Annotated in this window: 24 protein-coding genes and 1 pseudogene; 8 read left to right on the top strand and 17 right to left on the bottom strand. The window is 66.3% G+C overall.

Annotation, left to right across the window (positions count from 1 at the left end; genetic code table 11):
- Positions 1-134: 134 nt before the first annotated feature.
- The 4 genes from rpsP to B5D38_RS08630 all read right to left on the bottom strand — a co-directional run bounded on the left by rpsP (position 135) and on the right by B5D38_RS08630 (position 3398).
- Positions 135-515 carry a 30S ribosomal protein S16 gene (rpsP, locus tag B5D38_RS08615; protein ID WP_078708011.1) on the bottom strand — a complete coding sequence of 127 codons (381 nt, stop codon included), beginning with the start codon at positions 513-515 and terminating at the stop codon, positions 135-137.
- Between the two features lie 63 nt (positions 516-578).
- On the bottom strand, positions 579-2156 hold the full coding sequence (gene ffh / locus B5D38_RS08620) for a signal recognition particle protein (protein WP_078708012.1): 1578 nt from the start codon (positions 2154-2156) through the stop codon (positions 579-581).
- A 282-nt stretch (positions 2157-2438) separates the two neighbouring features.
- The gene (locus tag B5D38_RS08625) at positions 2439-2912 is read right to left on the bottom strand and encodes a GNAT family N-acetyltransferase (RefSeq protein WP_078708013.1); all 474 of its coding nucleotides are present in this window, start codon (positions 2910-2912) and stop codon (positions 2439-2441) included.
- Between the two features lie 6 nt (positions 2913-2918).
- Positions 2919-3398: an Lrp/AsnC family transcriptional regulator gene (locus tag B5D38_RS08630; protein WP_078708014.1), complete on the bottom strand. Its 480-nt coding sequence runs from the start codon at positions 3396-3398 to the stop codon at positions 2919-2921.
- A gap of 142 nt (positions 3399-3540) precedes the next feature.
- Between B5D38_RS08630 and B5D38_RS08635 the strand changes: the two genes are divergently transcribed.
- Positions 3541-4554, top strand: coding sequence for a 1-aminocyclopropane-1-carboxylate deaminase (locus tag B5D38_RS08635; protein WP_078708015.1), 1014 nt, complete (start codon positions 3541-3543; stop codon positions 4552-4554).
- Positions 4555-4583: 29 nt separating this feature from the next.
- On the opposite strand, the gene B5D38_RS08640 is transcribed toward B5D38_RS08635, so the two are convergent.
- On the bottom strand, positions 4584-6311 hold the full coding sequence (locus B5D38_RS08640) for a chloride channel protein (RefSeq protein ID WP_078708016.1): 1728 nt from the start codon (positions 6309-6311) through the stop codon (positions 4584-4586).
- 298 nt (positions 6312-6609) lie between these two features.
- Here B5D38_RS08640 and B5D38_RS08645 point away from each other — a divergent pair, with 298 nt between their 5' ends.
- From B5D38_RS08645 to ftsY, 5 genes are all read left to right on the top strand, one after another.
- Positions 6610-7701, top strand: coding sequence for an MBL fold metallo-hydrolase (locus tag B5D38_RS08645; RefSeq protein WP_078708017.1), 1092 nt, complete (start codon positions 6610-6612; stop codon positions 7699-7701).
- Positions 7702-7794: 93 nt separating this feature from the next.
- Positions 7795-8493, top strand: a complete 699-nt coding sequence (locus tag B5D38_RS08650) for a LysM peptidoglycan-binding domain-containing protein (protein ID WP_078708018.1) — start codon at positions 7795-7797, stop codon at positions 8491-8493.
- Between the two features lie 120 nt (positions 8494-8613).
- Positions 8614-9507 carry a diaminopimelate epimerase gene (gene dapF, locus B5D38_RS08655; RefSeq protein ID WP_078708019.1) on the top strand — a complete coding sequence of 298 codons (894 nt, stop codon included), beginning with the start codon at positions 8614-8616 and terminating at the stop codon, positions 9505-9507.
- Entirely contained in the window at positions 9507-10811 is a 1305-nt protein-coding gene (gene mtaB / locus B5D38_RS08660; protein WP_078708020.1) for a tRNA (N(6)-L-threonylcarbamoyladenosine(37)-C(2))-methylthiotransferase MtaB, read from the top strand. Before dapF ends, mtaB begins: the two co-directional genes overlap by 1 nt.
- A 24-nt stretch (positions 10812-10835) precedes the next feature.
- Positions 10836-12521: a signal recognition particle-docking protein FtsY gene (gene ftsY / locus B5D38_RS08665; RefSeq protein WP_078708021.1), complete on the top strand. Its 1686-nt coding sequence runs from the start codon at positions 10836-10838 to the stop codon at positions 12519-12521.
- Between the two features lie 312 nt (positions 12522-12833).
- Here ftsY and B5D38_RS08670 read toward each other — a convergent pair whose 3' ends face one another.
- The 5 genes from B5D38_RS08670 to B5D38_RS08690 all read right to left on the bottom strand — a co-directional run bounded on the left by B5D38_RS08670 (position 12834) and on the right by B5D38_RS08690 (position 19761).
- Positions 12834-13772, bottom strand: a complete 939-nt coding sequence (locus tag B5D38_RS08670; protein WP_116002615.1) for a DUF4167 domain-containing protein — start codon at positions 13770-13772, stop codon at positions 12834-12836.
- Between the two features lie 307 nt (positions 13773-14079).
- Complete coding sequence (gene prmC, locus B5D38_RS08675) at positions 14080-14970, bottom strand: peptide chain release factor N(5)-glutamine methyltransferase (protein WP_078708023.1); 891 nt, start codon at positions 14968-14970, stop codon at positions 14080-14082.
- A gap of 9 nt (positions 14971-14979) precedes the next feature.
- Positions 14980-16059, bottom strand: a complete 1080-nt coding sequence (gene prfA, locus B5D38_RS08680) for a peptide chain release factor 1 (protein WP_078708024.1) — start codon at positions 16057-16059, stop codon at positions 14980-14982.
- 99 nt (positions 16060-16158) lie between these two features.
- Positions 16159-18369, bottom strand: a complete 2211-nt coding sequence (gene ptsP, locus B5D38_RS08685) for a phosphoenolpyruvate--protein phosphotransferase (RefSeq protein WP_078708229.1) — start codon at positions 18367-18369, stop codon at positions 16159-16161.
- 138 nt (positions 18370-18507) lie between these two features.
- Complete coding sequence (locus B5D38_RS08690; RefSeq protein ID WP_078708025.1) at positions 18508-19761, bottom strand: aspartate kinase; 1254 nt, start codon at positions 19759-19761, stop codon at positions 18508-18510.
- Positions 19762-19995: 234 nt separating this feature from the next.
- Here B5D38_RS08690 and ubiG point away from each other — a divergent pair.
- Positions 19996-20736 (top strand): annotated as a pseudogene (gene ubiG, locus B5D38_RS08695) (bifunctional 2-polyprenyl-6-hydroxyphenol methylase/3-demethylubiquinol 3-O-methyltransferase UbiG); the annotation flags it as partial.
- An 86-nt stretch (positions 20737-20822) separates the two neighbouring features.
- Here the strand turns inward: ubiG and B5D38_RS08700 are convergent.
- The 5 genes from B5D38_RS08700 to B5D38_RS08720 all read right to left on the bottom strand — a co-directional run bounded on the left by B5D38_RS08700 (position 20823) and on the right by B5D38_RS08720 (position 24533).
- On the bottom strand, positions 20823-22016 hold the full coding sequence (locus B5D38_RS08700) for a L,D-transpeptidase family protein (protein ID WP_078708026.1): 1194 nt from the start codon (positions 22014-22016) through the stop codon (positions 20823-20825).
- Positions 22017-22174: 158 nt separating this feature from the next.
- Positions 22175-22603 (bottom strand): DUF1178 family protein, encoded by a 429-nt coding sequence (locus B5D38_RS08705; RefSeq protein WP_078708027.1) that lies wholly within the window; start codon positions 22601-22603, stop codon positions 22175-22177.
- Positions 22600-23460 (bottom strand): carbon-nitrogen hydrolase family protein, encoded by an 861-nt coding sequence (locus tag B5D38_RS08710; protein ID WP_078708028.1) that lies wholly within the window; start codon positions 23458-23460, stop codon positions 22600-22602. The genes B5D38_RS08705 and B5D38_RS08710 overlap by 4 nt, the downstream gene beginning before the upstream one ends.
- 24 nt (positions 23461-23484) lie before the next feature.
- Positions 23485-23742 carry a glutaredoxin 3 gene (gene grxC / locus B5D38_RS08715; RefSeq protein WP_078708029.1) on the bottom strand — a complete coding sequence of 86 codons (258 nt, stop codon included), beginning with the start codon at positions 23740-23742 and terminating at the stop codon, positions 23485-23487.
- Between the two features lie 41 nt (positions 23743-23783).
- Positions 23784-24533, bottom strand: coding sequence for a ComF family protein (locus B5D38_RS08720; protein ID WP_078708231.1), 750 nt, complete (start codon positions 24531-24533; stop codon positions 23784-23786).
- A 320-nt stretch (positions 24534-24853) separates the two neighbouring features.
- Between B5D38_RS08720 and B5D38_RS08725 the strand changes: the two genes are divergently transcribed.
- Positions 24854-25747, top strand: a complete 894-nt coding sequence (locus B5D38_RS08725; RefSeq protein WP_078708030.1) for a class I SAM-dependent methyltransferase — start codon at positions 24854-24856, stop codon at positions 25745-25747.
- Between the two features lie 6 nt (positions 25748-25753).
- On the opposite strand, the gene B5D38_RS08730 is transcribed toward B5D38_RS08725, so the two are convergent.
- Complete coding sequence (locus B5D38_RS08730; protein ID WP_131829885.1) at positions 25754-26071, bottom strand: hypothetical protein; 318 nt, start codon at positions 26069-26071, stop codon at positions 25754-25756.
- 116 nt (positions 26072-26187) lie between these two features.
- Entirely contained in the window at positions 26188-26592 is a 405-nt protein-coding gene (locus B5D38_RS08735; protein WP_078708032.1) for a (deoxy)nucleoside triphosphate pyrophosphohydrolase, read from the bottom strand.
- Positions 26593-26594: the final 2 nt, after the last annotated feature.

A 26594-nucleotide genomic window follows, 5' to 3' on the forward strand; every position in this document is an offset into this window, starting at 1 on the left:
CGCATCGGCAGATAGATCATCCAATTCCTTAGCAATCAGTCAACCGACGAGTTTTTGGGGGGCACTGCATCACCCCTGAGACAAAAACGGCGCCCCGATTGGGACGCCGCTTCTCATGTAGACGGGAAAACCGATCAGGCCTCGGCGCCGGAAGCCGCCTCGGCGGCAGCGGCGGCAGCGTCTTCCTCGCGCTGCTTCCTTTCGGCGGCGCGCTCCTGAGCCTTCTTGCCCGGCTCGGCCTTCTTCGGATTGCTGCGGGCCGGGCGGTTGGCGATGCCGGCCTGGTCGAGGAAGCGCAGAACGCGGTCCGTCGGCTGGGCGCCCTCGCCGAGCCAATGCTTGATGCGGTCTTCCTTCAGCGTCACGCGCTCGGCGTCCTTGGGCAGCATCGGGTTCCAGGCGCCAACCTGCTCGATGAAGCGGCCGTCGCGCGGGCTGCGGGCGTCGGCGATGACGATGTGGTAGTAGGGGCGCTTCTTGGAGCCGGCACGGGCAAGGCGCATTTTCAGGGGCATCGGTTCAGTCCTTCGTCTTTGGATAGTGTTTGTCTTGGATGCGATGGAGACCGGCGACGGTCTCTATTTCTTCTTTCCCGGAAAACCGGAAAGACCGGGCAGGCCGCCACGCCCGCCGGGAAGTCCTGGAAGGCCGCTCCCGCCGAGGCCGGAGGGCAGGCCCTTGGAGAGCGCGGAAAGGTCCGGCATGCCGCCGCCGCCCTGCGCCGCCTTGGCGAGCGCCTCGATCTCCTTGGGGTCCATCTTGGAAAGGTCGGGCATGCCGCCCATGCCGCCGCCGGGCAGGCCCATCTTGCCGGCGAGCCCGGACACCATGCGGCCCATCATACCGCCGCCCTTACCGCCCTTGCCCATGGCCTTCATGACGTCGGCCATCTGGCGATGCATCTTCAGGAGCTTGTTGATGTCGGCGGCCGAAGTGCCCGAGCCGCTGGCGATGCGCTTCTTGCGGCTGTTCTTGAGAATGCCGGGGTTCTTGCGCTCGGCCGCCGTCATCGACGAGATGATGGCGAGCTGACGCTTGAACAGCTTGTCATCAAGCCCGGCAGCCGCGATCTGATCCTTCATCTTGCCGATGCCGGGTAGCATGCCGAGCATACCGCCCATGCCGCCCATCTTCTGCATCTGGCGGATCTGGTCGGCGAGATCGTTCATGTCGAACTTGCCCGACTGCATCTTCTTGGCCATCGCCGCGGCCTTTTCCGCGTCGATATTCTCGGCCGCCCGCTCCACCAGGGAAACGATGTCGCCCATGCCGAGGATGCGGTCGGCGATGCGCGCCGGGTGGAAGTCCTCCAGCGCGTCCATCTTTTCGCCGGTGCCGATGAGCTTGATCGGCTTGCCGGTGACGGCACGCATGGACAGCGCGGCGCCACCGCGCCCGTCGCCATCGACACGGGTAAGGACGATGCCGGTGATGCCGACGCGCTCGTCGAAGGAGCGGGCGAGATTGACCGCGTCCTGGCCAGTCAGGCTGTCGGCGACCAGGAGGATTTCATGCGGAGCGGCGCGGGCCTTGATCTCCGCCATCTCCACCATGAGCGGTTCATCAATATGAGTGCGGCCGGCGGTGTCGAGAATGACGACATCGTAGCCGCCGAGCTTGCCGGCTTCCTTGGCGCGCGAGGCGATGGCCACGGGGTCCTGGCCGGCGATAATCGGCAGCGTCGTCACGCCAGTCTGCTCGCCGAGAACCTTGAGCTGTTCCTGCGCCGCCGGGCGGCGCGTATCGAGCGAGGCCATCAGCACCTTCTTGCGCTGACGGTCGGTAAGGCGCTTTGCGATCTTGGCGGAGGTGGTGGTCTTGCCCGAGCCCTGGAGGCCGACCATCATCAAAACGACCGGCGCCGGCGCGTTGAGGTCAATCGGCTCCTGCGTCTCGCCCAGCGTGGCGACGAGCTCGTCATGGACGATCTTGACCACCATCTGGCCGGGCTTGATGGACTTCAGAAGCTCGGCGCCCACCGCCTTGTCGCGCACGCGGTCCGTGAATCCACGTACCACCTCCAAGGCGACGTCGGCCTCGAGAAGCGCGCGCCGAACCTCGCGCAGCGCCGCGTTCACGTCCTTTTCCGAAAGCGCGCCGCGCCCGGTAAGGCCGTTCAGGATGGACCCCAAACGGTCCTGAAGTGAATCGAACATGGCGCTTCCCTTTCGTTCCTGCCTCCGCCCCAAGTGGGGTGAAGACCCGACCGGCGCAAACCCCTTGAAGGCCCAGGCTGAGCCGGCCCCTGAAGGACAGCCCAACGCAAAACGCATCCGCGGGCGAAACTCGCTGGCGGATGGGGACCTCCGGCATGTCCTCAGTGAATTCAGAACACGGCCGGTCGGCGGCTCGCTTCGGTGCGAACGCGGATTTGCGCCGCGTCTATCATTGGTGGGGGAGAGAAGTCAAACCAACAGGTGCTCCCACCCCGATGCCGACTACCGGAGCGCAATCGTCTTGCCGAGGCAAACAGCCTCGGCACGTCCCACATATTGACCAAAGCTGGGGATCGGGCGGTAGCCGTGCTTTTCGTAGAAGCGCACGGCACGCTCGTTCACCCGCCGCGTTTCAAGCCATATAGCTTCATAGCCGTCGCTCCTCGCGCGGTCTTCAAGATACGTCAGCAGGGCGCTTCCGACACCTCTCGTGCCCGCAGATGCGAACATGCGCTTCAGCTCCGCGACGCCGACTTGCAGCGGCCGATAGGCACCGCAACCGACGGCGCAACCATCCGCATCGCGGACCAGCACGAAGAGAGTTCCCTTCTCCTTCATGACCTCAGTGTCGAAGGAGGCTCGGCCGCTGCTGCCAGTGATCGAGGAGAGCGTTTGAGACAGGCGATCAAGAAGAGCAACGGCCTCCTCACAGCCAGGGTCGACAGGCTCTATGTTGAAAAATTCAGTGCGCCGCATCGGTCTTCAAAAATCCAAAGGCGCGTTGTCGATGACCTCCTTCATGACGAAGAAGGTGCGGGTCTGGCGCACGCCCGGCAGGACGAGCAGATCGCGGCCGTGGAGTCGGTTGAAATCCGCAATGTCCTTGACCCTGATCTTGAGGAAATAGTCGAAGTCGCCGGCGACGAGATGGCAGTCGAGCACGAAGGGCAGCGCCTTCACCGCCGTCTCGAACGCGGAAAAGCTCTCGGGCGTCGAGCGGTCGAGAACGACCGCGACCATGACCAGCGTGCCGCGATCGACCTTTTCCGGCGAAACCTCGGCGCGCACGCCGCGCAAAAATCCCCGCTCGAACAGCGAGCGCGTACGCCGATGGCAGGTTGCGGGCGTCAGACCGGCCCTTTCGGCGAGCTCGGCATTGGAGAGGCGCCCGTCGGCCTGAAGCAGACGCAGTAGGCGCAAATCCGCCTTGTCGAGAGGAGCGGACGATTCTTCCATTTTCATTTCAATTTATGATCTATTAGGCCAGATTTCTGGCGAAATTTCACAAGAACCTTGTGATCAGCCCCGTGATTTTGCAAGCACCTTTGATACGACTTTCGCTAGCTTCGGCGGCGTCTCTCCTCTCCTCGCTGGAGCCGCTGCCATGCTCGAAAAGTTCGATCGCTATCCCCTGATGTTCGGCCCGACGCCGATCGAAAGACTCTCCCGCCTTTCCGCCAATCTCGGCGGCAATGTCGAACTCTTCGCCAAGCGCGAGGACTGCAATTCGGGCCTCGCCTTCGGCGGCAACAAGATCCGCAAGCTCGAATACATCATCCCCGACGCCATCGCCTCCGGCGCCGACACGCTGGTCTCGATCGGCGGCGTCCAGTCCAATCACACACGTCAGGTAGCGGCGGTGGCCGCGAAGATCGGCATGAAGTGCCGCCTCGTCCAGGAAAGCTGGGTGCCCTTCCCCGATGCCGTCTACGACCGGGTCGGCAACATCCTCATGAGCCGCGTCATGGGCGCCGAGGTCGAACTCGTCGACCAGGGCTTCGACATCGGCATTCGCGAAAGCTGGGAGAACGCGCTCGAGGACGTGAAGGCCAAGGGCGGAAAGCCCTACCCCATTCCCGCCGGCGCCTCGGTCCACAAGCTCGGCGGCCTCGGCTATGTCGGATTCGCCGAGGAAGTGCGCGCGCAGGAGGCCGAGCTCGGCTTCAAGTTCGACTATGTCGTCGTCTGCACCGTCACCGGCTCCACCCATGCCGGCATGCTCGTCGGTTTCGCCAAGGATGGCCGGGCGGACAAGGTGGTGGGCATCGACGCATCCGGCACGCTGGAGCAGACCCGCGCGCAGGTCATGGACATCGCCCGAAAGACCGCCGACCTCGTCGGCCTCGGCCGCGACATCGGCGATGACGATCTGACGCTGATCGCCGATTACGCCTATCCGGCCTATGGCGTACCCTCGGACGAGACAAACGCCGCGATCCGCCTTTGCGCCCGCATGGAAGGCATGATGACCGACCCGGTCTATGAGGGCAAATCCATGCAAGGCCTCATCGACCTTGTCAGGAAGGGCTACTTCCCCGCCGGCTCGAAAGTGCTCTACGCCCATCTCGGCGGCGTGCCGGCGATCAACGGCTATTCCTACCTCTATCGCAACGGCTGAGAAGGCCGTTGGGATGACATCGGCGAGCGCTACTGCCTCTGCGTCTCGCCGAACATCTCGCGTTGCGCCTTTTCCAATTCCTCGGCGTAGCGCTTGCGGACGTGAGTTTCGGAGAGCAGGCCGAGAACCGTGGCATCGGGAGCGATGACGGCGAATTCGTCGCTCTCGGCCTCGTCGAAGCGCTGCATCACCTCGACGATGTTCATCTCCGGCGTCAGCGCCACGTCCTTGAGGATCGCGAGGCTCGCCACCTCGGCCGCCGGGTCCGCACTTTCGTCATAGGCGCTGGCGGTCAGCGCGATGCCGGCATAGTGGCCCGCGTCGTCGAGAAGCACGACGCGCTGCGTCGAGCCGAGGGGAAAGCGCCGGCGGAATTCGGCGACCGTGATGGATCCCGGCACGGCGCGAGTCTCCTTGCGCATCATGCGGCCGGCGGTGAGCAGCCGCACCCAGCCGACATCCCGAGCGCTGCGGATCGTTTCGCCGCGAAGGTGCAGCCGCCAAGTGGAGAAGGAATAGCCGAAGAGGACGCGCACCACCGTGCTCGCCACCAGCGTCGCGGCGATGACGACGCCGGTGATGCCGAGGTCGCGCGTCGCCTCCAGCACCAGCATGGCCATGGTGAGCGGGCCGCCGATGACGGCGACGGCGAGCGCGGCCATTCCGACCAGCGCCGACTGCGTGGGATCGACCACGGGATAGCCCGCCACCAGCTCAAGAATGCCGCTGAAGAGCCGGCCGCCGATGGTTCCAAGAAAGAGCGAGGCGAAGAACAGACCGCCACGGAAGCCGAAGGCGAGGCAGACGATGGATGCCATCGACTTGGCGATGAAGATCGTGCCGAGAAAGACCAGCGTCCCGGAGATGGAAACGTCGAGGGCGAGCGCAGAGTGCCCCGAGGAGAGGACCTGCGGCGTCACCAGCGCGAGCGGGATCATCAGGAAGCCGCCGACCACCTGCCGCAGCCAGAGCGAGGCGGGCATGCGGCGCGTCAGGGCCTCCAGTGTCGACATGGTCCGCATCAGGCCTATGGCGATAAAGCCGAGAAGCGCACCAAGAATGCCAAAGAGCAGATAGTCCGACGGAATGATCGGCTCGGGATCGACGAGCCCGATGATGTAGGGATGGGCGCCGAGGTCATGGGCGACCAGCGTCCCAGCGAGAGCCGCTGCCGCAACTGGCGCAATGGCCGAGGGCATATAGGCTCCGATGACGATCTCGAAGGCATAGAAACAGCCGGTGAGCGGCGCGCCGAAGGCGGCGGCGATCGCCGCACCTGCCCCGGCGCCCACCAGCGTGCGCACGTCGCCCCGGCGAAGTCCGAGGCGCTGGCCAGCAATGGACCCGACGACGCTGCCCATCTGGGCATAGGCCGCCTCAAGGCCGACCGAGGCGCCGACGCCATTGGAAATGAGGGTTTGGCCGGCGACGATCAGGCTGTCGATGAGCGACATGCGCCCGCCATGCAGCGCGTTGGCCTCGACGGAGTCGACGAGGGGCCGGCGCCGCGCGCCGACGACCCTGGTGAACAGGATGAGCGCCAGCCCGCCGGCGGGCAGCGCCAGAAGATAGATCGGCTCGATGAACGTCTGGGTGCTGAGGCGCCCGCCCGCCGGCAGATCGTAGAGGAAGCGCTGGATCGCCGAGGCCGTCACCTGAAGAATGGACGTGCCGACGCCCGCCAGCGCGCCGACAATCAGCGCGATAACGATGAACCACACCTCGCTGGAGCGAAAGCGCCTGCGAAACTCCACCATCGAACGCCAGACGGGCGAGTGGGGCGAAGCGTGATGTGGCCGATGATGGCCGGAGGCGCGGCGAAGATGCAGCAAATTGGGAGATCCCGGAAGGCATTCCAGAAGGGGCGGCCATCACGGCGGAATGATGCGGAGCACGAACCGGCGGTCGCCGCCCCTCTTAATCGGCCAACCGCCGATCGCCAACCCTTCGCGGTAGGCGATTCGCGCCGAAACAAAGGTTTGGCCTCGCCTTTGAACTGCGAAGCGGCAAGGCACTTCCTACATGAGGGGGCGTCTGTTCCCCGAAGGGCGTTTCATGCGTTTTCTCTCCCGCGCCAATCCCTACCATTCCGGTCCCGTCAGCGATCATTTCGACGGTCGGCGCTTCTTCAACCCCGACGGGCACGGGCCCGGAGGGCTTGGCGCCCTTTTGCGCTGGCGCTTCAAGCACAAGCGCGCGCAATGGCCCGATCACTTTCCCGGCCTTCCAACCGATCGTCCGCCAGCCCGCGTCTCAGGGGGTGCGGCGCGGCTGAGCTTTGTCGGCCATGCCTCCTTTCTCCTCCAGACCGGCGGCCTTAACATTCTTCTCGATCCCCTGTGGTCCGAGCGCTGCTCTCCCTTCGACAACGTCGGCCCGAAGCGCCGCAACGCGCCGGGGATTGCCTTCGACGATCTTCCCGCGATTGACGTCGTGTGTGTCTCGCACTCGCACTACGACCACATGGACGCGTCGACGCTGAAGCGGCTTCACGCGCGCTTCTCGCCGCGCTTTCTGACGCCGCTGGGCAATGACGCCCTCATTCGCGGCTTCTGCCCTTCGGCAAAAGTCGAGGCCCATGACTGGCTCGCTCGCGTGCCGCTCAACGGCGATGTCGCGCTCACCTTCGAGCCGACGCACCATTGGGGGGCGCGCGGCGTCTTCGACCGCTCGATGACGCTATGGGCGTCCTTTGCCTTCGAGACCCCGGCGGGGTTCATCTATTATGTCGGCGATTCCGGCTTCTTCGGCGGCGCGAACTACCGCGCGGCGAGGCAGCGCCACGGCCCGGCCAAGCTCGCCGTCCTGCCGATCGGCGCCTACGCACCGCGCTTCTTCATGGCACCGCAGCACCAGGACCCGGACGAGGCCGTGCGGGCCGCGCGCTTCCTGGAGGCGGAGCTTTCCATCGGCAGCCATTGGGGCACGTTCCAGCTGACCGACGAGCCGATCGACGAGCCGCCCGCGCGCCTTTCGGCGGCCCTCGCCCGCTGGTCGGTTGCGCCCGAGCGCTTCATCGCAGGCCGCCCCGGCCTCGCGGTCTCGCTGCCCCATGCCATCGACGCGCCTCTGCCCGAGCCCCTGGCGGCAACGCCGGAAACCACCGCGCGCGCCGTCCATGAAACGGGCGAGGAGGCCAGCGACTGAGGGTCGCGGCGCGGGGCGCGGTCAGCGCCGGAACCATTGCCACGCCCTGCGGTTCAACATGCGTCGACCCGAACATTGCGAAAGGATCGCCCGATGAACCGGCTTTCAGCGCTCCTCCTTCCCCTGATCCTGGCCAGCGGCCCGGCCCTTGCCCAGGATACGGCGGGTTCCTGCGGAGATCAGACCGAGGTCAAGGCCGGCGACACGTTGAGCGCCATCGCCGACCGCTGCGACGTCAGCGAGTTCACCATCCTGAGGGCGAACCCTTCCGTCCGCGGCTCGGACGATCTGCGCGTCGGCTCGACCGTCCAGCTCACCACGACCTCCGACGGTACCATCGACCGCCTCGGCTCACTCGCGGAGCAGGCGGGCAGCGAGCTCGGTCAGGCGGCGCAGGGCGTAGGGTCGGCGATCGGCTCCTCCGTCAGCGGCTTTCTCGACCGCAATCCCCAGCTCGACCAGCGCGTTCGCGACATCGGCCAGAAGATCGGGCTGACCGACGGCCAGGAGCCGGCGGATGTGTCGCTGGAACCGCAAGGCGGCGCTCCCGGCTCCACCGTGACTGTCTCGGCGACAGGGCTGCCCAAGGATACGCCGGTGGAGATCGTCGGCGGCGGGCGCCGCTCGGCCTATACGGTTCTCGACGAGGCCCGCACGACGCCAGACGGAACACTTCAGGCGGCGGTGGAGATTCCGCGCGACGTGGGCGATCAGTCCGCCTATCGCATCTCGGTGCGCGGCAAGGACGACGCCTGGAAGGCGGTCGCCCCGCTCTTCACCATACGACGATAGCGACGAGGCGCCGATACCTCGGGCGACCGGCGCCTGCGCGATGAGCGGCCGGTAGCAATCCCTCGGCATCTTTGCCATATAGGCGGCAAGACCTAACCTTCACCGCCGAGCGGTTTTTCGATGTCCGAGTGGATTGCCTTTGCGAAGATGAACGGGCTCGGCAACGAGATCCTCGTCGCCGACATGCGCGGACAGGAGGGTCGCATCGCGCCCGAGGCAGCGCGCGCCTTGGCGGCTCGCCCGGAAACCCACTTCGATCAGATCATGGCGATCCATAATCCCAAGGTGACGGGCACAGACGCCTTCATCCGCATCCTCAACGCCGACGGGACCGATGCGGGCACCTGCGGCAACGGCACGCGCTGCGTCGTTTCGGCGTTGGCGGCCGAGACCGGCAAGAAGACCTTCACCTTCCAGACGATCTCGGGGCTCCTCAATGCGCAGGAGCGGGAGGACGGCCTCATTTCCGTGGACATGGGAATGCCGCGCTTCGCCTGGAACGAAATCCCGCTGGCCGAGCCCTTCGCCGACACACGCTGCATCGAACTCCAGATCGGCCCCATCGACGCGCCGGTTCTCCATTCGCCCTCCGTCGCCTCCATGGGCAATCCCCATGCGATCTTCTGGGTGAAGGAGGACGTCTGGTCCTACGAGCTCGACCGATTCGGCCCAGTCCTGGAAAACCATCCGCTCTTTCCCGAGCGGGCCAACATCACCATTGCCAGGGTGACGAGCCCCTCCTCCATGGATATCCGCACCTGGGAGCGCGGCGCCGGCCTCACCCGCGCCTGCGGCTCGGCCTCGTGCGCGGCGGCGGTATCGGGCGCGCGCACCGGGCGCACCGGGCGCTCGGTCGCCATCACCGTTCCGGCGGGCGGCGAACTTCTGATCGACTGGCGCGCCGACGACCACGTCGTCATGACCGGACCCGCCGAATGGGAATGGTCAGGCCGTCTCGATCCCGCCACGGGCGATTATCGGCGCGACGAGGCTGATGCCGCGGAGGCCTCTTGATGGGAATTGACGTCATCTCTTTCGGCTGCCGCCTCAACACCTACGAGGCCGAGGTGATGAAGCGCGAGGCGACCGAGGCCGGCCTCGGCGCCGATGGCCGCGGCGCGATCCTCGTCAACACCTGCGCCGTGACGGCGGAAGCCGTGCGCCAGGCGCGTCAGGCGATCCGCAAGGCGCGGCGCGAAAACCCCGGTGCCCGCATCATCGTCACCGGGTGCGCCGCCCAGACCGAGGCCCAGCGCTTCGCCGAAATGGACGAGGTGGACGCCGTCATCGGCAACGCCGACAAGCTCGTCGCCGATTCCTACCGCGCGCTGCCCGACTTCGGCGTGGCGGGCGCGGAGAAGGTCCGCGTCAACGACATCATGTCGATCACCGAGACGGCGGCCCATATGGTCGACGCCATCGAGGGCCGCGCCCGGGCGATCGTGCAGGTGCAGAACGGGTGCGACCATCGCTGCACCTTCTGCATCATTCCCTTCGGCCGCGGTAATTCGCGCTCCGTGCCGATGGGCGCGGCGGTGTCCCAGGTGAAGCGGCTGGTGGACGCCGGCTACAACGAGGTCGTCCTTTCAGGCGTCGATCTCACGAGCTACGGCGCCGACCTGCCGGGCACGCCCCGCCTCGGCACCCTCGTCCAGTCGATCCTTCGCCATGTGCCGGAGCTCAGGCGCCTGCGCCTGTCCTCCATCGATTCCATCGAGGCGGACCCGGCGCTGATGGAGGCGATCGCCTCCGAGACGCGGCTGATGCCGCATCTCCATTTGTCGCTTCAGGCGGGCGACACCATGATCCTCAAGCGCATGAAGCGTCGCCACAGCCGCGACGACGCCATCCGCTTCTGCGAGGAGGCCCGGCGGCTTCGCCCGGACATCGTCTTCGGCGCCGACATCATCGCCGGCTTCCCGACAGAGACCGAGGAGATGTTCGAGAATTCGCTGAGGTTGGTGGACGAGTGTTCGCTGACGCTGCTCCACGTCTTCCCCTTCTCGCCGCGCGAGGGAACGCCCGCAGCGCGCATGCCGCAGCTGCCGCGTGCCCTGATCAAGGAGCGCGCCGCGCGCCTGCGCGAGAAGGGCGAGGCCGCCCACCGCGCCCATCTTCAAAGGCTGGTCGGCACGCGCCAGAGCGTCCTTATGGAAAAGGACGGGATCGGCCGGGCCGAGAACTTCATCACCGTTTCCCTTGCGGCCGATCCCGACGGCGCGCACCCGCCGTCGGGCTCCATCATCGACGTGACGATCGTGGGCGAGGATGGCGACAAGCTGATCGCCGCGCCGGCGGGCGCCGCCAAGGCAGCCTGAGGCAGGGTAGGACAAGGAGAGATCATGGCTGAAAAGAAGGGCCTCTTCCGGCGGATCTTTTCCTTCGGCGCCCACGACCAGGAGACGCCGACTGAAGGCGTCACGGTGGCGCCGACCGAAAGCCTGCCGCCGGCACCGCCGGAGCCGGAGAGCGATGCCACCGCCGCGCCGGAGCCCACGGCCGTCGAGGAGACGCTGATCGCGGGCGACGGCGGCGCACCGGTCGAACCCGAAATCCCTGAACAGGCGCCGGTGACGGAAGACCCGGAGCGCGAGATCGCCGTCGCGCCGGCGCCGGTCGAGGCCGCACCGGGCGACGAGGCCGAGGACGATTTTTCCTGGCTCGAGAAACCGGAACCCGAGGCAGACGAGCCGGAAGCAGACTTCTCCTGGCTTGAAAGCCCGAGCGAGCCGCAAGGCGATATTCAGGAGGAAGAGCCGGCTCCCGTCGAGCAGCCAGAGCCCGCCGCCCTCGCCGCCGAGGAGCCAACCGAGGCCATCGAGAGTCCAGAAAGTCCTGAACCGGATAAAGCCGAGGATGAAGCAGAGGCCGATTTCTCCTGGCTCGACGCGCCGCTTGCGCCAGAGGAGGCCGAGGAGGAGAAAGTAGAGGCACGCCTCGTCGAAGAGGACGGCGGCACACTCCCCGACGTGGAAGAGAGCCTGCCCGCGACCTCGGCAGAAGCGCCCACCGTCGTCACACAGCCCGCGACGCTGCCCCCAGCGCCAGAAGCCGGCGAAGGCTGGCGCCGACGCGCCGCGCCGGCACCCGTTCTCGCGCCCGCGCCGAAGGTGCCGTGGTATCAGCGCCTGCGTCATGGTCTTTCCCGCTCCTCCGACCAGCTGACCGGCTCGATCACGGCGCTCTTCACCAAGCGCCGGCTCGACGAGGAAACCCTTCAGGACTTCGAGGACGTGCTGATCCAGGCCGATCTCGGCGTCGAAACTGCCATGAAGATCACCGGCAGGCTTTCCGAGGGCCGCTTCGGCAAGGAAATCTCGGGCGAGGCGGTGCGCGCCATCCTCGCCGAGGAGGTCGAATCCGCCCTCGCGCCGGTGGCGGTTCCGCTGGAACTCGATCTCGACAAGAAGCCCCACGTCGTCCTCGTCGTCGGCGTCAACGGCACCGGCAAGACCACCACCATCGGCAAGCTCGCGGCGAAGCTGACGCGCGGCGGCCTGAAGGTCACGCTCTGCGCCGGCGACACGTTCCGCGCCGCGGCCGTCGAGCAGCTGAAGATCTGGGGCGAGCGGACCGGCTCGCCGGTGATCGCCAAGCAGATCGGCGCCGACGCCGCCGGCCTCGCCTTCGAGGCTTACGATGCGGCGCTCGCCAACGGTTCCGATGTGCTGATCATCGACACGGCCGGCCGTCTCCAGAACAAGGCGGAGTTGATGGCCGAGCTCGAGAAGATCGTGCGCGTCCTGAGGAAGCGCGAGCCCGACGCGCCGCACACCGTTCTCCAGACGCTGGACGCCACCACCGGCCAGAACGCCCTCTCCCAGGTGGAGATTTTTCGCAATGTCGCGGGGGTCAACGGCCTCGTCATGACCAAGCTGGACGGAACGGCCCGTGGCGGCATCCTCGTCGCCATCGCCGCCAAGCACCGCCTGCCGGTCTATTTCGTCGGCGTCGGCGAGGGGATCGACGATCTCGAGCCGTTCAAGGCGCGGGACTTCGCAAGGGCCATCGCCGGACTGGCCGCATAGTTCGCCACGCTTGAAACGTCCGCCTTAGCGTAGGTTCAGGTCAGCGCTGCGACGTCGGAGCGCACCCGGCGCACCGATCACCTCGCAGCGCACGGTCGAGAGTTTGCCGGCGACTACCCGCCCGCGCGATAGGCGACGGGTTCCCCAAACGAAACGATCCCGGAGGCGGACCTCCGGGATCGGGAAGATCAGATGGTTCATCGAAGGCACTTAGCCGGCGATGCTGGAGCGAAATACGACTGATTTCGCTGCCATTCCTCGAGTGGGCATGATGCCTTCACGAAAAGCCAAATGACTTTTCGCCATCATGGCTCAGCCGTTCGAGGCGAGCAGGAAGGACGGAAGTTCGCCGACGCTCTCCTCGCCGCCTTCCTCGTCCTTCTTCTTGCGAGGGCGGCCGGCCTTGCGCTTGGGCTTTTCCTCTCCGGCGGCAGCCTCCGGCGTCTCGGCGGCTTCCTCGGTCTTGGCGGTACGACGACGACGCGGCGCCTTCTTCACTTCGTCCTGAGCCGGCTCTTCGCTCACAGCCGGCGCAGCAGCTGCCACCGGCTCCGGTGTCGGCGCTGGTTCGGCGGCAGGTGCGGCAGGAGCTGCGGCCTGAGTCGGCCGCTCCGAAACCTCTCGCTGAGGCTGGCGCTGTCCGCCGCCCTCATACGAGCCTTCCGAGCCGGCACCATTGCCGCTGCCGCGACGTCCGCGGCTGCGACGCGAGCGCTGCCCGTCACGGTCTCCGCCATAGTCGCGCCGGTCGTTGCCGCCCGACTGACCTCGATTGGAGCCGGACTCATCGTCCTCGTCACGGTCCCGGCCCATCATGGCCTCGCCGCGCTCACCATCGCGATCATTGTCGTCCGAAAGGAAGGGCTGCGGGCCGGTGCCGTTCGCCGAAGGGCGATCCTCACGGCCGCCCTGACGCCGGTCGGGACGAGAGAACGAATTCTCCTGGCCGTCCATATCGTCCTCATCGTCGAGGTCGCGGGAGTCGCGCTCCTCGCGCTGCGGCTGGAACTGGCCCTGGGCCGCGGCAATGATGCGGTTGTAGTGCTCGGCGTGCTGGAGATAGTTTTCCGCCATCACGCGGTCGCCCGATGCGGAGGCATCCCGCGCCAGCATCGTGTATTTTTCGGCGATGTGCTGGGCCGTTCCCCGAATTTTGACATCCGGGCCGTTCGACTCATAGCTTCGCGAAAGCGGGTTGGGCCCTTTGCGTCCGCGCCCGCGCATCCGCTTGTTCTGCTGTCCTGGCCTCATGCTCTTCCTGTCTTTGATCTTCCGGCATCCCGCCGGTTGGACCCCTCAAGGCGACGCACGCGCCGCTCTGCCCGTTGCCGGAGTCGACTGAGCGTCACCGGCCGCAAATACCTTTTGGTGGTTAGTTCCAGCGGCTCGTACCGCCAGACCCCGCGGGCGGCCTCGGCCGTCTCGAGCATCCCGCTTCGTGGCGCTGCGAAAGCGCCCCGTGCGATGGGATGTCCCCCTCGAATTTCCGCGATGTGCCAAAAACCCTAGAGTCTTGTTCGCTGGGCCACAAGCCCTTTTTTCCAACTGTTCCGCGAAATTATACTGATTCCACTGATGGCGTGTCCGCCAGGTCGCTTCGGCGGAATTCGAGCGCCCGCACTCTATCACCCAGGTCGAGCGCCTCACCCGTTAGTACGAATCCGCCCGCCTCGAAAATCATCCTGACATCAGGAGCTTGACCGAAGCCGATTTCGACGAGAACCGCGCCTTGCGCGGCGAGAATCCGCCGAGATTGCTGGGCGAGCGCGCGATAGGCGGTCAGCCCATCCGCCCCTCCATCGAGGGCAAGGAGAGGGTCGTGCTCCCGCACATCCCGCTCCAGGTCGGCGATCTCGCCGCTCGGAATATAGGGAGGGTTTGCGACAATTGCATCAAACGAGCCGCCCAGAGCGGAAAGATAATCCGAGGCCACGGGAAAGAAGCGGCGTTCAACCCCCGCGAGCACCGCGTTGGCGCGCGCGGTGACAAGCGCGCCGGGCGCGAGGTCGATCGCGACGCACTCGGCTAGTGGCAGCGCCGCGAGCAGCGAAACGGCAATCGCGCCCGTCCCGGTGCCGACGTCGACGAAACGGCACCCCGTACCGGATTCCGCCCGGCCCGCGAGGAAACGGCGGGCGAGATCGACCAGGATCTCCGTGTCAGGCCTCGGCTCCAGCGTGTCGCGCGACAGGAGAAAGTCGTGGTCGTAGAAGGCACGGCGCCCGAGAATGCGGTGAACCGGCTCGCCGCGAAGCCGGCGAGCGCTCATCGCCTCGAAGGCGCTGAGGGCGGGCGCCCCCATCGGTTCTCGCGCCTTAAGCACAAGCCCGGCTCGGTCGAGCCCCGTCGCGGCGCACAGCAAGAGGCGCGCGTCGAGATCGGGCGTCGAAAGGCCAGCCGCCGCGAAATCCCGCCGGGTCTTGTCGAGAGCTTCGGCGACGGTCGCCATCGGGGCGGCCTAAGCTTCGGCCTTCACGGCCGCCAGCCGCGCCGCCTGATCCTCGGCGATCAGCGCATCGATCAGCTCGTCCATCTCGCCCTCGATGAAGCGATCCAGCTTGTAGAGAGTCAGGTTGATGCGATGGTCCGTGACCCGCCCCTGGGGGAAATTGTAGGTGCGGATGCGCTCCGACCGGTCGCCGGAGCCCACCTGGACGCGCCGCGCCTCGGAACGGGCGCTGTCAGCGCGATGGCGCTCCAGATCATAGAGGCGGGCCTTCAGAACCTCCATTGCCCGGGCGCGGTTCTGGTGTTGCGACTTCTCCGAAGAGGTGACGACGATCCCTGTCGGCAGATGGGTGATGCGAACGGCGGAGTCGGTTGTATTGACGTGCTGACCGCCGGCGCCCGACGAACGCATGGTGTCGATGCGGATGTCCTCGGCCTTGATGTCCACGTCGATATCCGCCGCCTCCGGCAGCACGGCCACCGTCGCCGCCGAAGTGTGGATACGCCCGCCCGACTCCGTCTCGGGTACGCGCTGCACGCGATGGACGCCCGATTCGAACTTCAGCCGGGAGAAGACATTCTTGCCCTTCACGGAGGCGATCACCTCCTTGTAGCCGCCGACATCGCCCTCACTGGCCGAAAGGATCTCGACCTTCCAGCCGGAAAGCTCGGCGAAACGGTTGTACATGCGGAACAGATCGCCAGCGAAGAGCGCGGCTTCCGAGCCTCCGGTGCCGGCGCGGATTTCGAGGATCGCGCCCTTCTCGTCGGCATCGTCCTTGGGCAGGAGAAGAATCTGAACCTCTCCAGCGAGCTTTTCCAACCGGTCCTCCACCTCGTGGAGCTCGACCTCAGCGAGCTGGCGCATTTCCCGATCCCCCGAAGGGTCGTCGCGCAGCGTCCTGAGATCGGCGACCTCCCGCTCCGCCGCGCGGTAGGTCTGGATCGCCTTCACCACCGGCTCCAGCGAGGCATAGTCGGCGGCCAGCGCTCCAAAGTCGGCGCGGTCGCCGCCTTTGGCCATCTCCGCCTCGAGATAGGCGAAGCGCTTCACCATCTCGTTCATGCTGTCTTCGGGCAATGTGACCATAGGTGCCTTGTCCGTCCGCCACGGAGAACCGGATCAGGAGAGCAGCGCGGCGCCACTCCCGCTCAAATCCGCGCGGAAAACCGCGCGCGAGAAACGGCGCTAATAGGGGATCTCGTGCGTGGCTGCAAATTGCAGCAGCCTGTCGCGCAACTTCACGCCCGGCTGGTTGGCGTCGATGAACTCGTTGACGGTCGACGCGAACTTGCTGACGTCGAGCTGCATCAGCGCGGCCTTGACCGGACCGATGGCCGCCGGCGCCATGGAGATCGAGCGGAACCCGAGGGCGATGAGGACCAGCGCCGAGAGCGGCCGACTGGCCAGCTCTCCGCACAGCGTCACCGGCGTCTTGTTGCGCTCCCCCGCCTCCACGATCGAGCGCAGCACCTTGAGGAACGGCGCGGCGAGATCGTCGTAGCGCCCCGCGAGATGCGAGTTGCCGCGATCGACGGCGAAGAAGAACTGGAAGAGATCATTCGACCCGATGGAGACGAAATCCGACATCGCCATCAACGCGTCGAGCTGGAAGAGCAGCGAGGGCACCTCGATCATCGCGCCGAGCTTGATCGTCTTCGGAACGCCGTAGCCAAAGCGCTCGAGATGAGCCAACTCGCGATCGACCAGCGCGCGCGCCTGCCGCATCTCGGCGAGGTCCGCGACCATCGGGAACATGACGCGCAGCTCGCGTCCCGCCGCCGCCTTCAGCAGCGCGCGCAACTGGGTGCGCATCAGGGCCGGCCGATCGAGCGTCAGGCGCAGCGCGCGATAGCCAAGGGCGGGGTTCTCCTCCGGTGCCTGCCGCAGATACGGCAGCAGCTTGTCGCCGCCGACATCCAGCGTCCGAAAGGTCACGGGCCGATCGCCGGCCGCATCCAAAACGGCCGAATAGAGCCGCTCCTGCGCCGAAGCCTTCGGCATGGTCGAGGCGATCATGAACTGAAGCTCGGTGCGGAAGAGGCCGATGCCGGCCGCTCCCGATTCGTCCAGTTGCGGCAGATCGACGGTCAGGCCGGCATTCATCATCAGATCGATGGTGACGCCGTCTTTGGTCTCGGCCGGCAGACCACGCAGCGCGCGATACTGCTCCTGTCGGCGGGCGCGGAAGCGCACCTTTTCGGCAAAGACGTCCTCGACATCCGCCGGCGGGCGCAGATGAACGCCGCCGTCGTCGCCGTCGACGATGATGGGATCGCCCTTCTCCGCCATGGAGACGACGCCCTTGACCTGCCCCACCACAGGGATGCCAAGCGCACGCGCCACGATGACGACATGGCTCGTCGGCGTTCCCTCTTCGAGAACGAGGCCACGAACCCTTTCACGGCGGTAGTCGAGAAGCTCCGCCGCGCCCATGGAGCGGGCGACGATGACCGCGTCCGCCGGTTCCTGCGGGTCCTCGGCGTCGTCACCGCCCATCAGCTGGCGCAAGAGGCGGTTGGCCAGATCGTCGAAATCGTGCAGGCGCTCGCGGATATAGGGGTCCGTCATGTGCATCATGCGCGCGCGCATGTCGCTCTGGACCTTTTCAACGGCCGCTTCGGCTGTCAGGCCGTTGCGGACCGCCTCTTCCAGCCGGCGCACCCAGCCCCGATCATGGGCGAACATGCGGTAGGCCTCGAGCACCGCGCGGTGCTCGCCCTCGACCGCGATATCGCGCCGAGAAAGAAGGTTCTCGATGGCCTCCCGCAGCGAATCGAGCGCTTGTCCCAGGCGCTCGACCTCGGCCTCGCCGTCCTCGTTGAAGAGGTTCATGACGACGACGCGAGGCTCGTGCAGGACGACGCGGCCCAGCCCGATGCCGTCGGACAGCGGCACCGCCGCATAGGAGACCGGCCGCGTCAGGTCGAGCTGAACGCCCGGCCGGGACAGCCCTTCCAGGCTGCCGGCGGCGATCATCTCGGCGATGACCATGGCGATGGTCTCGAGCGCCTCGACCTCCTCGTCGCGGTAGATGCGCTTGTCCTTGTTCTGGACGTCGAGCACGCCGAGCGTGCGCCCGGCCCTCAAGATCGGAACGCCGAGGAAGGAGTTCACCATCTCCTCGCCCGTCTCAGGCAGATAGGTGAAGGCCGGGTGCTTGTGCGCCTCTGGCAAGTTGAGCGGGCGGGCCGTCGCGGCGATGGTGCCGACGAGGCCCTCACCGAGCCTCAGCTGGGCGAGGTGCACCGACCCAGGGTTGAGGCCCTCGGTGGCATAGAGTTCGAGGACGCCGTCGACCCGGAGCACGTAGATCGAACAGACCTCGGCCACCATGGTCTTGGCAATCTGGCGCACGATCTCGTCGAGCCGCTGCTGCGGCTCGAGCGGTTCGGCCATGAGGCCACGGATGCGCCGCAACAGGACGCGAGGGCCGGAAGGATCGCTTCTTGGCAAGAGCGTCTTCTCGTCTTTCGGTACGGCCGGTCAAACCGGTCGAGGAGCGCGGAAGGCGGCCGGATCAGCCGCGACACATCCTCAAGCTTTGTCCAGACCGTAGGCCGAATGCAAGGTCCTGACTGCAAGCTCTGTAAACTCGCCGTCAATGAGGATCGAGATCTTGATCTCGGAGGTCGTGATCGCGCGGATATTGATGCCGCGATTCGCCAGCGCCTTGAAGGCAGTGGCGGCCACGCCCGTATGGCTTCGCATGCCGATGCCGATGATCGATACCTTGGTGAGGCCCGTCTCGCTCTGCACCACGTCGTAGCGCATATCGGCCTTGGCCTTGTCGAGCACGCCCTCGGCCTTGGCGACATCACCGGCAGGAACGGTGAAGGTCATGTCCGTCGCCGAGCCATCCTCGGAGACGCTCTGCACGATCATGTCGACATTGACGCCCGCCTCGGCGAGCGGGCCGAAGATCGTCGCCGCCACGCCCGGGCGGTCCTGGACGCGCCTCAGCGAAATCTGCGCTTCGTCCTTGGCGTAGGCGATGCCTGTCACGACCTGCTGTTCCACGATTTCGTCCTCATCGCAAATGAGCGTTCCCGGCGGATTGTCGAAGTCGCCCATGCCGGGTGCATCCGGGTCGTCGAAGGAGGACCGGACGAAGGTCCGGACCTTATGAACCATGGCGAGCTCGACCGAGCGCACCTGCAGCACCTTGGCGCCGAGCGAGGCCATCTCCAGCATCTCCTCGAAGGAGACGCGGGCCATGCGGCGCGCCTTGGGCTCGATGCGCGGGTCGGTTGTATAGACGCCGTCGACATCCGTATAGATGTCGCAGCGATCGGCCTTCACGGCCGCGGCAATGGCGACCGCGCTGGTGTCGGAGCCGCCGCGCCCGAGCGTCGCGATGCGATTGTCGGGAGCGATGCCCTGGAAGCCGGCGATCACCGCCACTTGGCCTTCGCCGAAGCGACGCACGATCTCGCTGGCGTCGATATCCTCGATGCGCGCCGCGCCATGGGCGCCATCCGTCTTCAGCGGAATCTGCCAACCCTGCCAGGAGCGGGCGTTGACGCCCATGGCCTGGAGCGTGATGGCCAGGAGGCCGGACGTCACCTGCTCGCCCGAGGCGACGACGGCGTCGTATTCGCGCGCGTCGTGAATGGGCGAAGCTTCCCGGCACCATCCGACGAGCTCGTTGGTCTTGCCGGACATGGCGGAAACCACCACCGCCACCTGATGACCGGCGTCGACCTCGCGTTTGACGTGGCGCGCGACGTTTCGGATGCGGGCGATGTCGGCCACCGAAGTGCCGCCGAATTTGAGAACGAGACGCGCCATCAGGAAAAGAGCCGTTGCTCCGCAGGAGCTTGTGGTGCCAAGCCGTCGTCGATAATCGGAATGCGCGAAGCGGTCATCAATGCCCACGACGCGCGGCGAGCGCGGGCTGAGTAGCGGAATTGTCGCCTCTTCGCAAGATTCGGCGAAGTTCCGGCCATCCGGGCCGGACTTGCTTGACTTTGGGGATGAAAGCGGAACCTTCCCCCCATGGCAGCAGAAAGAGCGGAAATGACGATGACCGAGGCCAAGCCATCCACCATCGACGCGAACGAGATCGATCGCTTCTCGCGGCTTGCCCGGGAATGGTGGAATCCCGCCGGCAAGTTCAAGCCGCTGCACAAGTTCAATCCCGTCCGGCTCGACTACATCCGCGAGCAGGTCTGCATGAATTTCGGCCTCGACCTGAAGGACCTGAAACCCTTCGAGGGATTGCGCATCCTTGATATCGGCTGCGGCGGCGGCCTCATCTGCGAGCCGATGGCGCGCCTTGGCGCATCCGTCGTCGGCGCCGACGCCTCGGAAACCAACATCGAGGTCGCCAAGATTCACGCGGCACAGTCGGACCTTGCCATCGACTACCGCGCGACCACCTCGGAGGATCTTGAGCGCGCCGGCGAGACGTTCGATGTCGTGCTGGCGCTCGAGATCGTCGAGCACGTCTCCGACGTTGATCTCTTCCTGTCCTCCTGCGCCAAGATGGTGAAGCCGGGAGGGCTGCTCTTCGTCGCCACCATCAACCGAACCTTGAAGGCCGGCGCCATGGCGATCTTCGGCGCCGAATACGTTCTTCGCTGGCTGCCGCGCGGCACCCATCAGTATTCCAAGCTGGTCCGCCCCCAAGAGATCGAGGCACCGGTCCTGGCGGCCGGTCTCGACGTCATCGACGAGACCGGGGTCGTCTACAATCCGCTGTCCGATTCGTTCCGCCGTTCGTCCGATATCGACGTCAACTACATGATCCTCTCCCGCCGCCCCCGCGAAGGCGAGATGAGCGAAGCGGCAGCCTCCAAGCCGCCCCGCAAGCGCCGGACTCCTGCAAGAAGAAAGGCGCCCAAAGCCGGCTAACCTTCCTTGAAGACGACCTTCGTCTTCTTCGGCTCGACCAGCTTGGAGAGCGTCTCCGCATCCCAGTTGGTCAGCCGCACGCAGCCGTGGCTGGCGCTCTTGGAGACAAGATCCGGCGCGGCTGTGCCGTGGATGCCGTAGGTGGGCTTGGACAGATCGATCCACATGGAGCCGACCGGCCCATTCGGCCCGGAGGGCAGCGTCATCGCCTTGTCGTTGTTCCCCTGCTTGAAGTTCTTGCCGGGGTCGTAGGTATAGGTCGGCTCCGGAGCGATCGCCTCGACCATCGTCTCGCCCGAGGGTGAGGGCATGGCATCCGAGCCGATGGTCGCGGGCGCCGCCATCACCACGCGGCCCGCCTCGTCATAGGCGAGCAATTCTCCTGCCTTCTTGTCGACCACGATATTCGTGACCTTGGCTTCGGGCGTGGCGCCGGGGACGGTGACGAGAATGGTCGTGCCGGCCTTTGCCAGATCCGCCGCCGGGTTGAGGCGCTTCAGCAGGTCCTCGTCCATGTGGAAGCGCTCGGCCAGCATCTCGGCCGGTCCGCGAAAGCCGAGCCAGTCGAGCTTGGCGAGTTCGCCGTAATCCTCCGGCAGGCTTTTCACATAGCGCGGGGCTTCGTCCTCCGGCGCGATGGTGTATTCAGCGACCACCTGCCCGCCATCGCGCGACAGGGACTGCCAGAGCGATTCGTCGGGTTCGCCGTCGACGGCAAGACCGGCCATGGCCTCGTAGGCGCGAATCGCCTTCTTCGTGTTCTCACCGAGGAAGCCATCGATGACGCCGGGCGAGGCATGGGCCCGGTCCAGCAGCACCTGGAGACGAACCAGGAACGGATCCGGCTCCTGCGGCTCGTCCACTTCCTCCAGCGCGGCCTGATCGGGAACGTCGGTGGAATTCTCGGGAACCTCGACCACCTTGCCCGGTGCGCCCGTCACCGGCACGGTTTCCGTCGAGGAAGACGGTGGCGTCACGGCCTGATTCGCATCGATGATGGCGCCGATGGTCGGATCGGCCTTCGCCGTCGCGGCGATGGCCGCGGCCTCGTCCTGGCGGTGGCGCCAGTCGGTGAAGGTCGCGGCGTTGATGGTGTCGGCGGACAGCGGCTTGGGCAGGCCGGCGGTTTCAGCGGCGACCGCCGGCGAGGCGACAAGGGCAAGAACGCCGGCAAGACGAGCGAGGGTCATGCATGGTCTCCAGAACAGGAAAAGGCGCTTCCCTGGGGCTGAGGCCAGCTCATCCCCTTGGAATCGTTCAAACTGTCCTGTCAACGCACCAGTCCTCGCCGGGCTCCCCGCACAAATGTGGCGAGCGCGGGAAACCAAGGATTAAGGTCAATTTTGAGTTAATTCTGATCTTCCGGCAATGGCGGCATCGGAAAGGCGGCGATGCCCTCGCCGGCGAGTTCCTTCACCTCGGCCGTCGAAGCCTCGCCATAGATCTGGCGGCGATCGGCCTCGCCATAATGGATCTTGCGGGCTTCCTCGGCGAACTGCGGGCCGACATAGTCACCGTTGGCGCGCACCTGGCGTGCCATCTCCTGAAGCTGGGCAAGAGCCTTGGCCGCCTCGGCGTTCATCACCGCGCCGCGCGCTTCCTTGGCGCGGGACGAATTGACCGCGGGCGCCATCGGCGCCTTCTCGACCGCGCTCGCGCCGCACACGGGACAGGAGACGAGCCCTTTCGCCGCCTGCGCCTCGAAATCCTCGCTGGAGCGGAACCAGCCATCGTAGCCATGGCCTTCAGGCTTGCAGCGAAGAGAGAAGCGAATCACAGGCGGTCCTTCCCGCCGGAAAAGCCGAGGCCGAATGCGCGGGCATTCGCAAGGTTCGGAATTTTCTTCCGCGCCGAGGCCACCATCGCCGTATCGATCTCGGCGACCGCCACGCCCGGTTCATCGCCCGCCATCTCTGCCAGGACGCGGCCCCAGGGATCGACGATCAGCGAATGACCGTAGGTCTCGCGTCCGTCCTGATGACGACCGCCCTGCGCCGCGGAGACGACGAACGCGCCGTTCTCGATCGCTCTCGCGCGCTGGAGCACATGCCAGTGCGCCTCGCCCGTCTGCCGCGTGAAGGCGGCGGGGGCCGTCAGCACCTCGGCGCCGGCCAGCGCCTGTCGCTGGAAGAGCTGGGGAAAGCGCACGTCGTAGCAGATGCCGAGGCCAAGGCGCGCCGTGCCCTCGCCCAGCGCGAGATCGACGAGGCCCGCCGTCTCCCCCGGTTGATAGGTCGCCGATTCGCGCCAGCTCTCGCCATGGTCGAGGTCGACGTCGAACATATGGATTTTATCGTAGGTGGCGAGCAACTCGCCCGTAGGCGAAAACACGAAGGCGCGGTTCGCCGCCTTGTCGCCGGTCCCCTTCACGGCGACAGACCCGATATGGATGTGGACCCGGTGACGCCGGGCGAGATCGCGCGCCGCCTTCACCACCTCGTCCTCGTCGGGGTCGCGGAGCCGGGCGTTGAAGACCTCGCGGTCGCGCGCCAGCATGCCCGTCATCTCGGGCGTCTGAAGGTAGATCGCGCCGCGCCGGACGGCCTCCTCGACCAGACGTTCGAGAAGAGCGGCATTGTCGCGCGGCTCCTCGCCGGAGCGCATCTGGAGAACAGCAGCGGAAAAGACGGTCATGACCCTGTCTTGCCCGATTTCGCCTCAGGACGCCAGCAGGGCGTCGAGCCGGCCGGCATGTTCCAGCGCGTAAAGATCGTCGCAGCCGCCCACATGCGTCTCGCCGATGAAGATCTGGGGGAAGGTTGAGCGGCCCTTCGCCCGCTGGATCATCTCCGAGCGGAAGGAGGGATCGACGCCGGAATCCTTCTCATCGAACTCTACGCCCTTCTCGGCCAGCAGTTGCTTGGCCCTGACGCAGTAGCCGCAATAGGGACGCGTATAGATCGTGACATTGGGCATCGGGAGACTTTCTGAAGGAGAGGACACCCGATGATATGGATTCACGAGCTGCCTGCCGCAACCCTGGCGAACGTCACGACATCGACGTCGCGGGCACCGGCGCGCTTCAGCGCGCGGGTCGCGCTCTGAGCGGTGGCACCGGTCGTATAGACGTCGTCGACGAGAAGGACGCGCCGGCCCTCGATCTCGAAGCGGCGATCGTCCCGGACGAGAAAAGCCCCGCGCACATTGTCGTGGCGCTCCTGCGGGCCGAGCCCGACCTGGCTCCGGGTCGGCCGGACGCGCGCCAGGGCAAGAGGCGCCATCGGCTTGCCGGCCTTCCGGGCGATGTGACGGGCGAGCTCGGCCGACTGGTTGAAGCGGCGGCGCCAAAGCCGCCCGGTATGGAGCGGCACCGGCACGACCACATCGACGTCACCGATAAGCTCGGCCCCCGCCCGGCTCATCCAACCCGCCATCATCGGCGCGAGATCGGTACGGTCGCCATATTTCAGCGCACCGACCAGTCGGCCGGCCAGATCACCGTAAAGAACGGCGGCGCGCAGCCGCGCGAAGGGAGGCGGATCGGCAATCGCCTCGGCCGACAGAAAGCCGCGCCCGAGATCGTAGCTGAAGGGAAGGCAGAGAACCTCGCAAAAGGGTCGCTCGATGAAGCGCAGCTGGCTCCAGCATCGGGGACACAAGGCCCCCGCTTTGACGGTCGCGGTCTGGCAGCCAGCACAGACAGGAGGAAACAGAAGGCGCGAAACCACCCCCGCGAAGGTTCTGCTTCCCCGAGCCCACAACGTCATATTCGCCTCCCGACTGCTCGGCCGGGAATCGCCCAGCCGCGCCATGGACGACCCAGCCGATGGCGCCCGTCGCGCCTGTTCGTCTCAGCTCCCCGCGACAATGCCGGTTCTCGCCCCGATCATCCCGCCAGTGGCGCACGATCCCAAATCAAATTCGTGCAACTTTTTCGCGATCGATCGGCTTTCCGCCAAGGACCTCACATTCGTCCCGAGGATTGCCAACGGCTCCGTTCCGCTTCAGAAACCGGGCACGTTAACGATACTCCCTTTGCCGCCGCCGACAAGCGTCCGGGGGAGCGAACGAACAAGGACGCGCCACCATGGCCGAACAGCTGTTCGACAGAATTCTTCTCGATCGCCGAAGGAGCCGGGCCGCGCAAAAGCCCGAAGCCGGCTCGGCGCGTTTCCTTCTCGACGCCGTGACGCAGGAGCTTCTTGATCGCCTTTCGCTGGTGGAGCGACAGTTCGAGACCGCCGTCGAGCTTGCTGGCCACGGCGGGACACTGGCCGAAGGGCTCCAGGGCAGCGGCAAGGTGACGCGCGTCCTTCGCCTCGAGCGCATCGCCGCCTTCATCGACGGCTCACCGCTGTCGGCGGTGGCCGACGAGGAAGCCCTGCCGCTGCGGGATGATTCGGTCGACCTGATCGTGTCGCCACTCGCGCTCCATCTCACCAATGACACGCCGGGCGCCCTTGTTCAGATCAGGAGAGCGCTGCGGCCAGATGGTCTCTTTCTCGCCGCGCTCCTCGGCGCGGGCTCCCTTGCCGAGCTGCGCGCCGCGCTGCTGGCTGCGGAAAGCGAGCTGTCGGACGGGGTTTCGCCGCGCGTTGCGCCCTTCGTCGACACGCGGGACGCCGGCGGTCTGCTCCAGCGCGCCGGGCTGGCTCTCCCCGTCGCCGATCTCGATCGGTTGACGGTGCGCTACCCTTCCATGTTCGAGCTGATGGCCGATCTCCGCGCCATGGGCATGGCGAACATGCTGACCGAGCGCCGGCGCGCCTTCACGGGCAAGCGCCTGTTTCTCAGGGCGGCGGAAATTTACCAGGAGCGCTTTGCCGATCCCGATGGCCGCGTCCGCGCGACCTTCGAGATCGTGTACCTCTCCGGCTGGAAGCCGCACGAAAGCCAGCAAAAGCCGCTGCGCCCCGGCAGCGGCAAGGTCAGTCTCGCCGCCGTGCTGGGCGACAGGTCGAGCGATCTCGCAAAAGATTGAGGGACGTCAGCAGCCGCCGACGCGCCGTCCGTCGGGGTACATCAGGCATGCTGCGGAGCCCGGCTCCTGCAGCACGCTGCGCCGAACCACATAGGTCTGGCGTGCGTCTCCGCGCACCGTGCCGGTGACGATGGGATCGATCAGATCCGTCTGCTCGGCCATGCGAAAGCGCCCCTGACGGTCGGCGACCGGCGCCAGAATGAGCGCGAGCGCGAAGAAGAGAACGCCGAGGAGAAGGGAGGCCCTGACCAGTCCAGTGCGGGCCTCGGCCAGGACGGACCGTCCCGTGTTTCCGGCGCGCCCGTTCGCTCGTTCACCGCTCACTCGCTCCACTCCGCCAGCTCCTGCGAATCGCGAACGCGATACGTCCTTCCTCCACAGGATCGCGCTAGAGCCGTGAATTTTGACTTAACGGAGCCTTTCCCGGATCGGGAAAATTCTCACAAGAGGTCGAGAAGGAAAGGAATGAGCGGCTCGTCGGCCGGCGGCATCGGATAATCGCGCAGGTTCTTCGCCCGCACCCATTTCAGCGCCTGCCCCTCGCGCGGGGCGGGAATGCCCTCGTAGCGCCGGCAGACATAGAGCGGCATCAGAAGGTGGAAGCTGTCATAGGCGTGGCTGGCGAAGGTGAGCGGTGCAAGACATGGCGCCTTAACGGCAATGCCGAGTTCCTCCTCCAGCTCGCGGATCAGCGTCGCCTCCGGGCTTTCGCCGGGCTCCACCTTGCCGCCCGGAAACTCCCAAAGGCCAGCCAGCGTCTTGCCCTCCGGGCGCTGGGCGAGAAGGACGCGGTTGTCGCTGTCCAAAAGGGCGCAGGCCGCCACCAGCAGGATCTTTCCCGTCATCG

The sequence above is a fragment of the Consotaella salsifontis genome, assembly GCF_900167365.1.
Taxonomy (GTDB): Bacteria; Pseudomonadota; Alphaproteobacteria; order Rhizobiales; family Rhizobiaceae; genus Consotaella; species Consotaella salsifontis.

What these genes read in the sequence shown, in the direction of transcription:
- rpsP (WP_078708011.1), bottom strand. Translation starts at nt 515, where the DNA reads ATGCCCCTGAAAATGCGCCTTGCCCGTGCCGGCTCCAAGAAGCGCCCC.
- ffh (WP_078708012.1), bottom strand. Translation starts at nt 2,156, where the DNA reads ATGTTCGATTCACTTCAGGACCGTTTGGGGTCCATCCTGAACGGCCTT.
- B5D38_RS08625 (WP_078708013.1), bottom strand. Translation starts at nt 2,912, where the DNA reads ATGCGGCGCACTGAATTTTTCAACATAGAGCCTGTCGACCCTGGCTGT.
- B5D38_RS08630 (WP_078708014.1), bottom strand. Translation starts at nt 3,398, where the DNA reads ATGAAAATGGAAGAATCGTCCGCTCCTCTCGACAAGGCGGATTTGCGC.
- B5D38_RS08635 (WP_078708015.1), top strand. Translation starts at nt 3,541, where the DNA reads ATGCTCGAAAAGTTCGATCGCTATCCCCTGATGTTCGGCCCGACGCCG.
- B5D38_RS08640 (WP_078708016.1), bottom strand. Translation starts at nt 6,311, where the DNA reads ATGGTGGAGTTTCGCAGGCGCTTTCGCTCCAGCGAGGTGTGGTTCATC.
- B5D38_RS08645 (WP_078708017.1), top strand. Translation starts at nt 6,610, where the DNA reads ATGCGTTTTCTCTCCCGCGCCAATCCCTACCATTCCGGTCCCGTCAGC.
- B5D38_RS08650 (WP_078708018.1), top strand. Translation starts at nt 7,795, where the DNA reads ATGAACCGGCTTTCAGCGCTCCTCCTTCCCCTGATCCTGGCCAGCGGC.
- dapF (WP_078708019.1), top strand. Translation starts at nt 8,614, where the DNA reads ATGTCCGAGTGGATTGCCTTTGCGAAGATGAACGGGCTCGGCAACGAG.
- mtaB (WP_078708020.1), top strand. Translation starts at nt 9,507, where the DNA reads ATGGGAATTGACGTCATCTCTTTCGGCTGCCGCCTCAACACCTACGAG.
- ftsY (WP_078708021.1), top strand. Translation starts at nt 10,836, where the DNA reads ATGGCTGAAAAGAAGGGCCTCTTCCGGCGGATCTTTTCCTTCGGCGCC.
- B5D38_RS08670 (WP_116002615.1), bottom strand. Translation starts at nt 13,772, where the DNA reads ATGAGGCCAGGACAGCAGAACAAGCGGATGCGCGGGCGCGGACGCAAA.
- prmC (WP_078708023.1), bottom strand. Translation starts at nt 14,970, where the DNA reads ATGGCGACCGTCGCCGAAGCTCTCGACAAGACCCGGCGGGATTTCGCG.
- prfA (WP_078708024.1), bottom strand. Translation starts at nt 16,059, where the DNA reads ATGGTCACATTGCCCGAAGACAGCATGAACGAGATGGTGAAGCGCTTC.
- ptsP (WP_078708229.1), bottom strand. Translation starts at nt 18,369, where the DNA reads ATGGCCGAACCGCTCGAGCCGCAGCAGCGGCTCGACGAGATCGTGCGC.
- B5D38_RS08690 (WP_078708025.1), bottom strand. Translation starts at nt 19,761, where the DNA reads ATGGCGCGTCTCGTTCTCAAATTCGGCGGCACTTCGGTGGCCGACATC.
- B5D38_RS08700 (WP_078708026.1), bottom strand. Translation starts at nt 22,016, where the DNA reads ATGACCCTCGCTCGTCTTGCCGGCGTTCTTGCCCTTGTCGCCTCGCCG.
- B5D38_RS08710 (WP_078708028.1), bottom strand. Translation starts at nt 23,460, where the DNA reads ATGACCGTCTTTTCCGCTGCTGTTCTCCAGATGCGCTCCGGCGAGGAG.
- grxC (WP_078708029.1), bottom strand. Translation starts at nt 23,742, where the DNA reads ATGCCCAATGTCACGATCTATACGCGTCCCTATTGCGGCTACTGCGTC.
- B5D38_RS08720 (WP_078708231.1), bottom strand. Translation starts at nt 24,533, where the DNA reads ATGACGTTGTGGGCTCGGGGAAGCAGAACCTTCGCGGGGGTGGTTTCG.
- B5D38_RS08725 (WP_078708030.1), top strand. Translation starts at nt 24,854, where the DNA reads ATGGCCGAACAGCTGTTCGACAGAATTCTTCTCGATCGCCGAAGGAGC.
- B5D38_RS08735 (WP_078708032.1), bottom strand. Translation starts at nt 26,592, where the DNA reads ATGACGGGAAAGATCCTGCTGGTGGCGGCCTGCGCCCTTTTGGACAGC.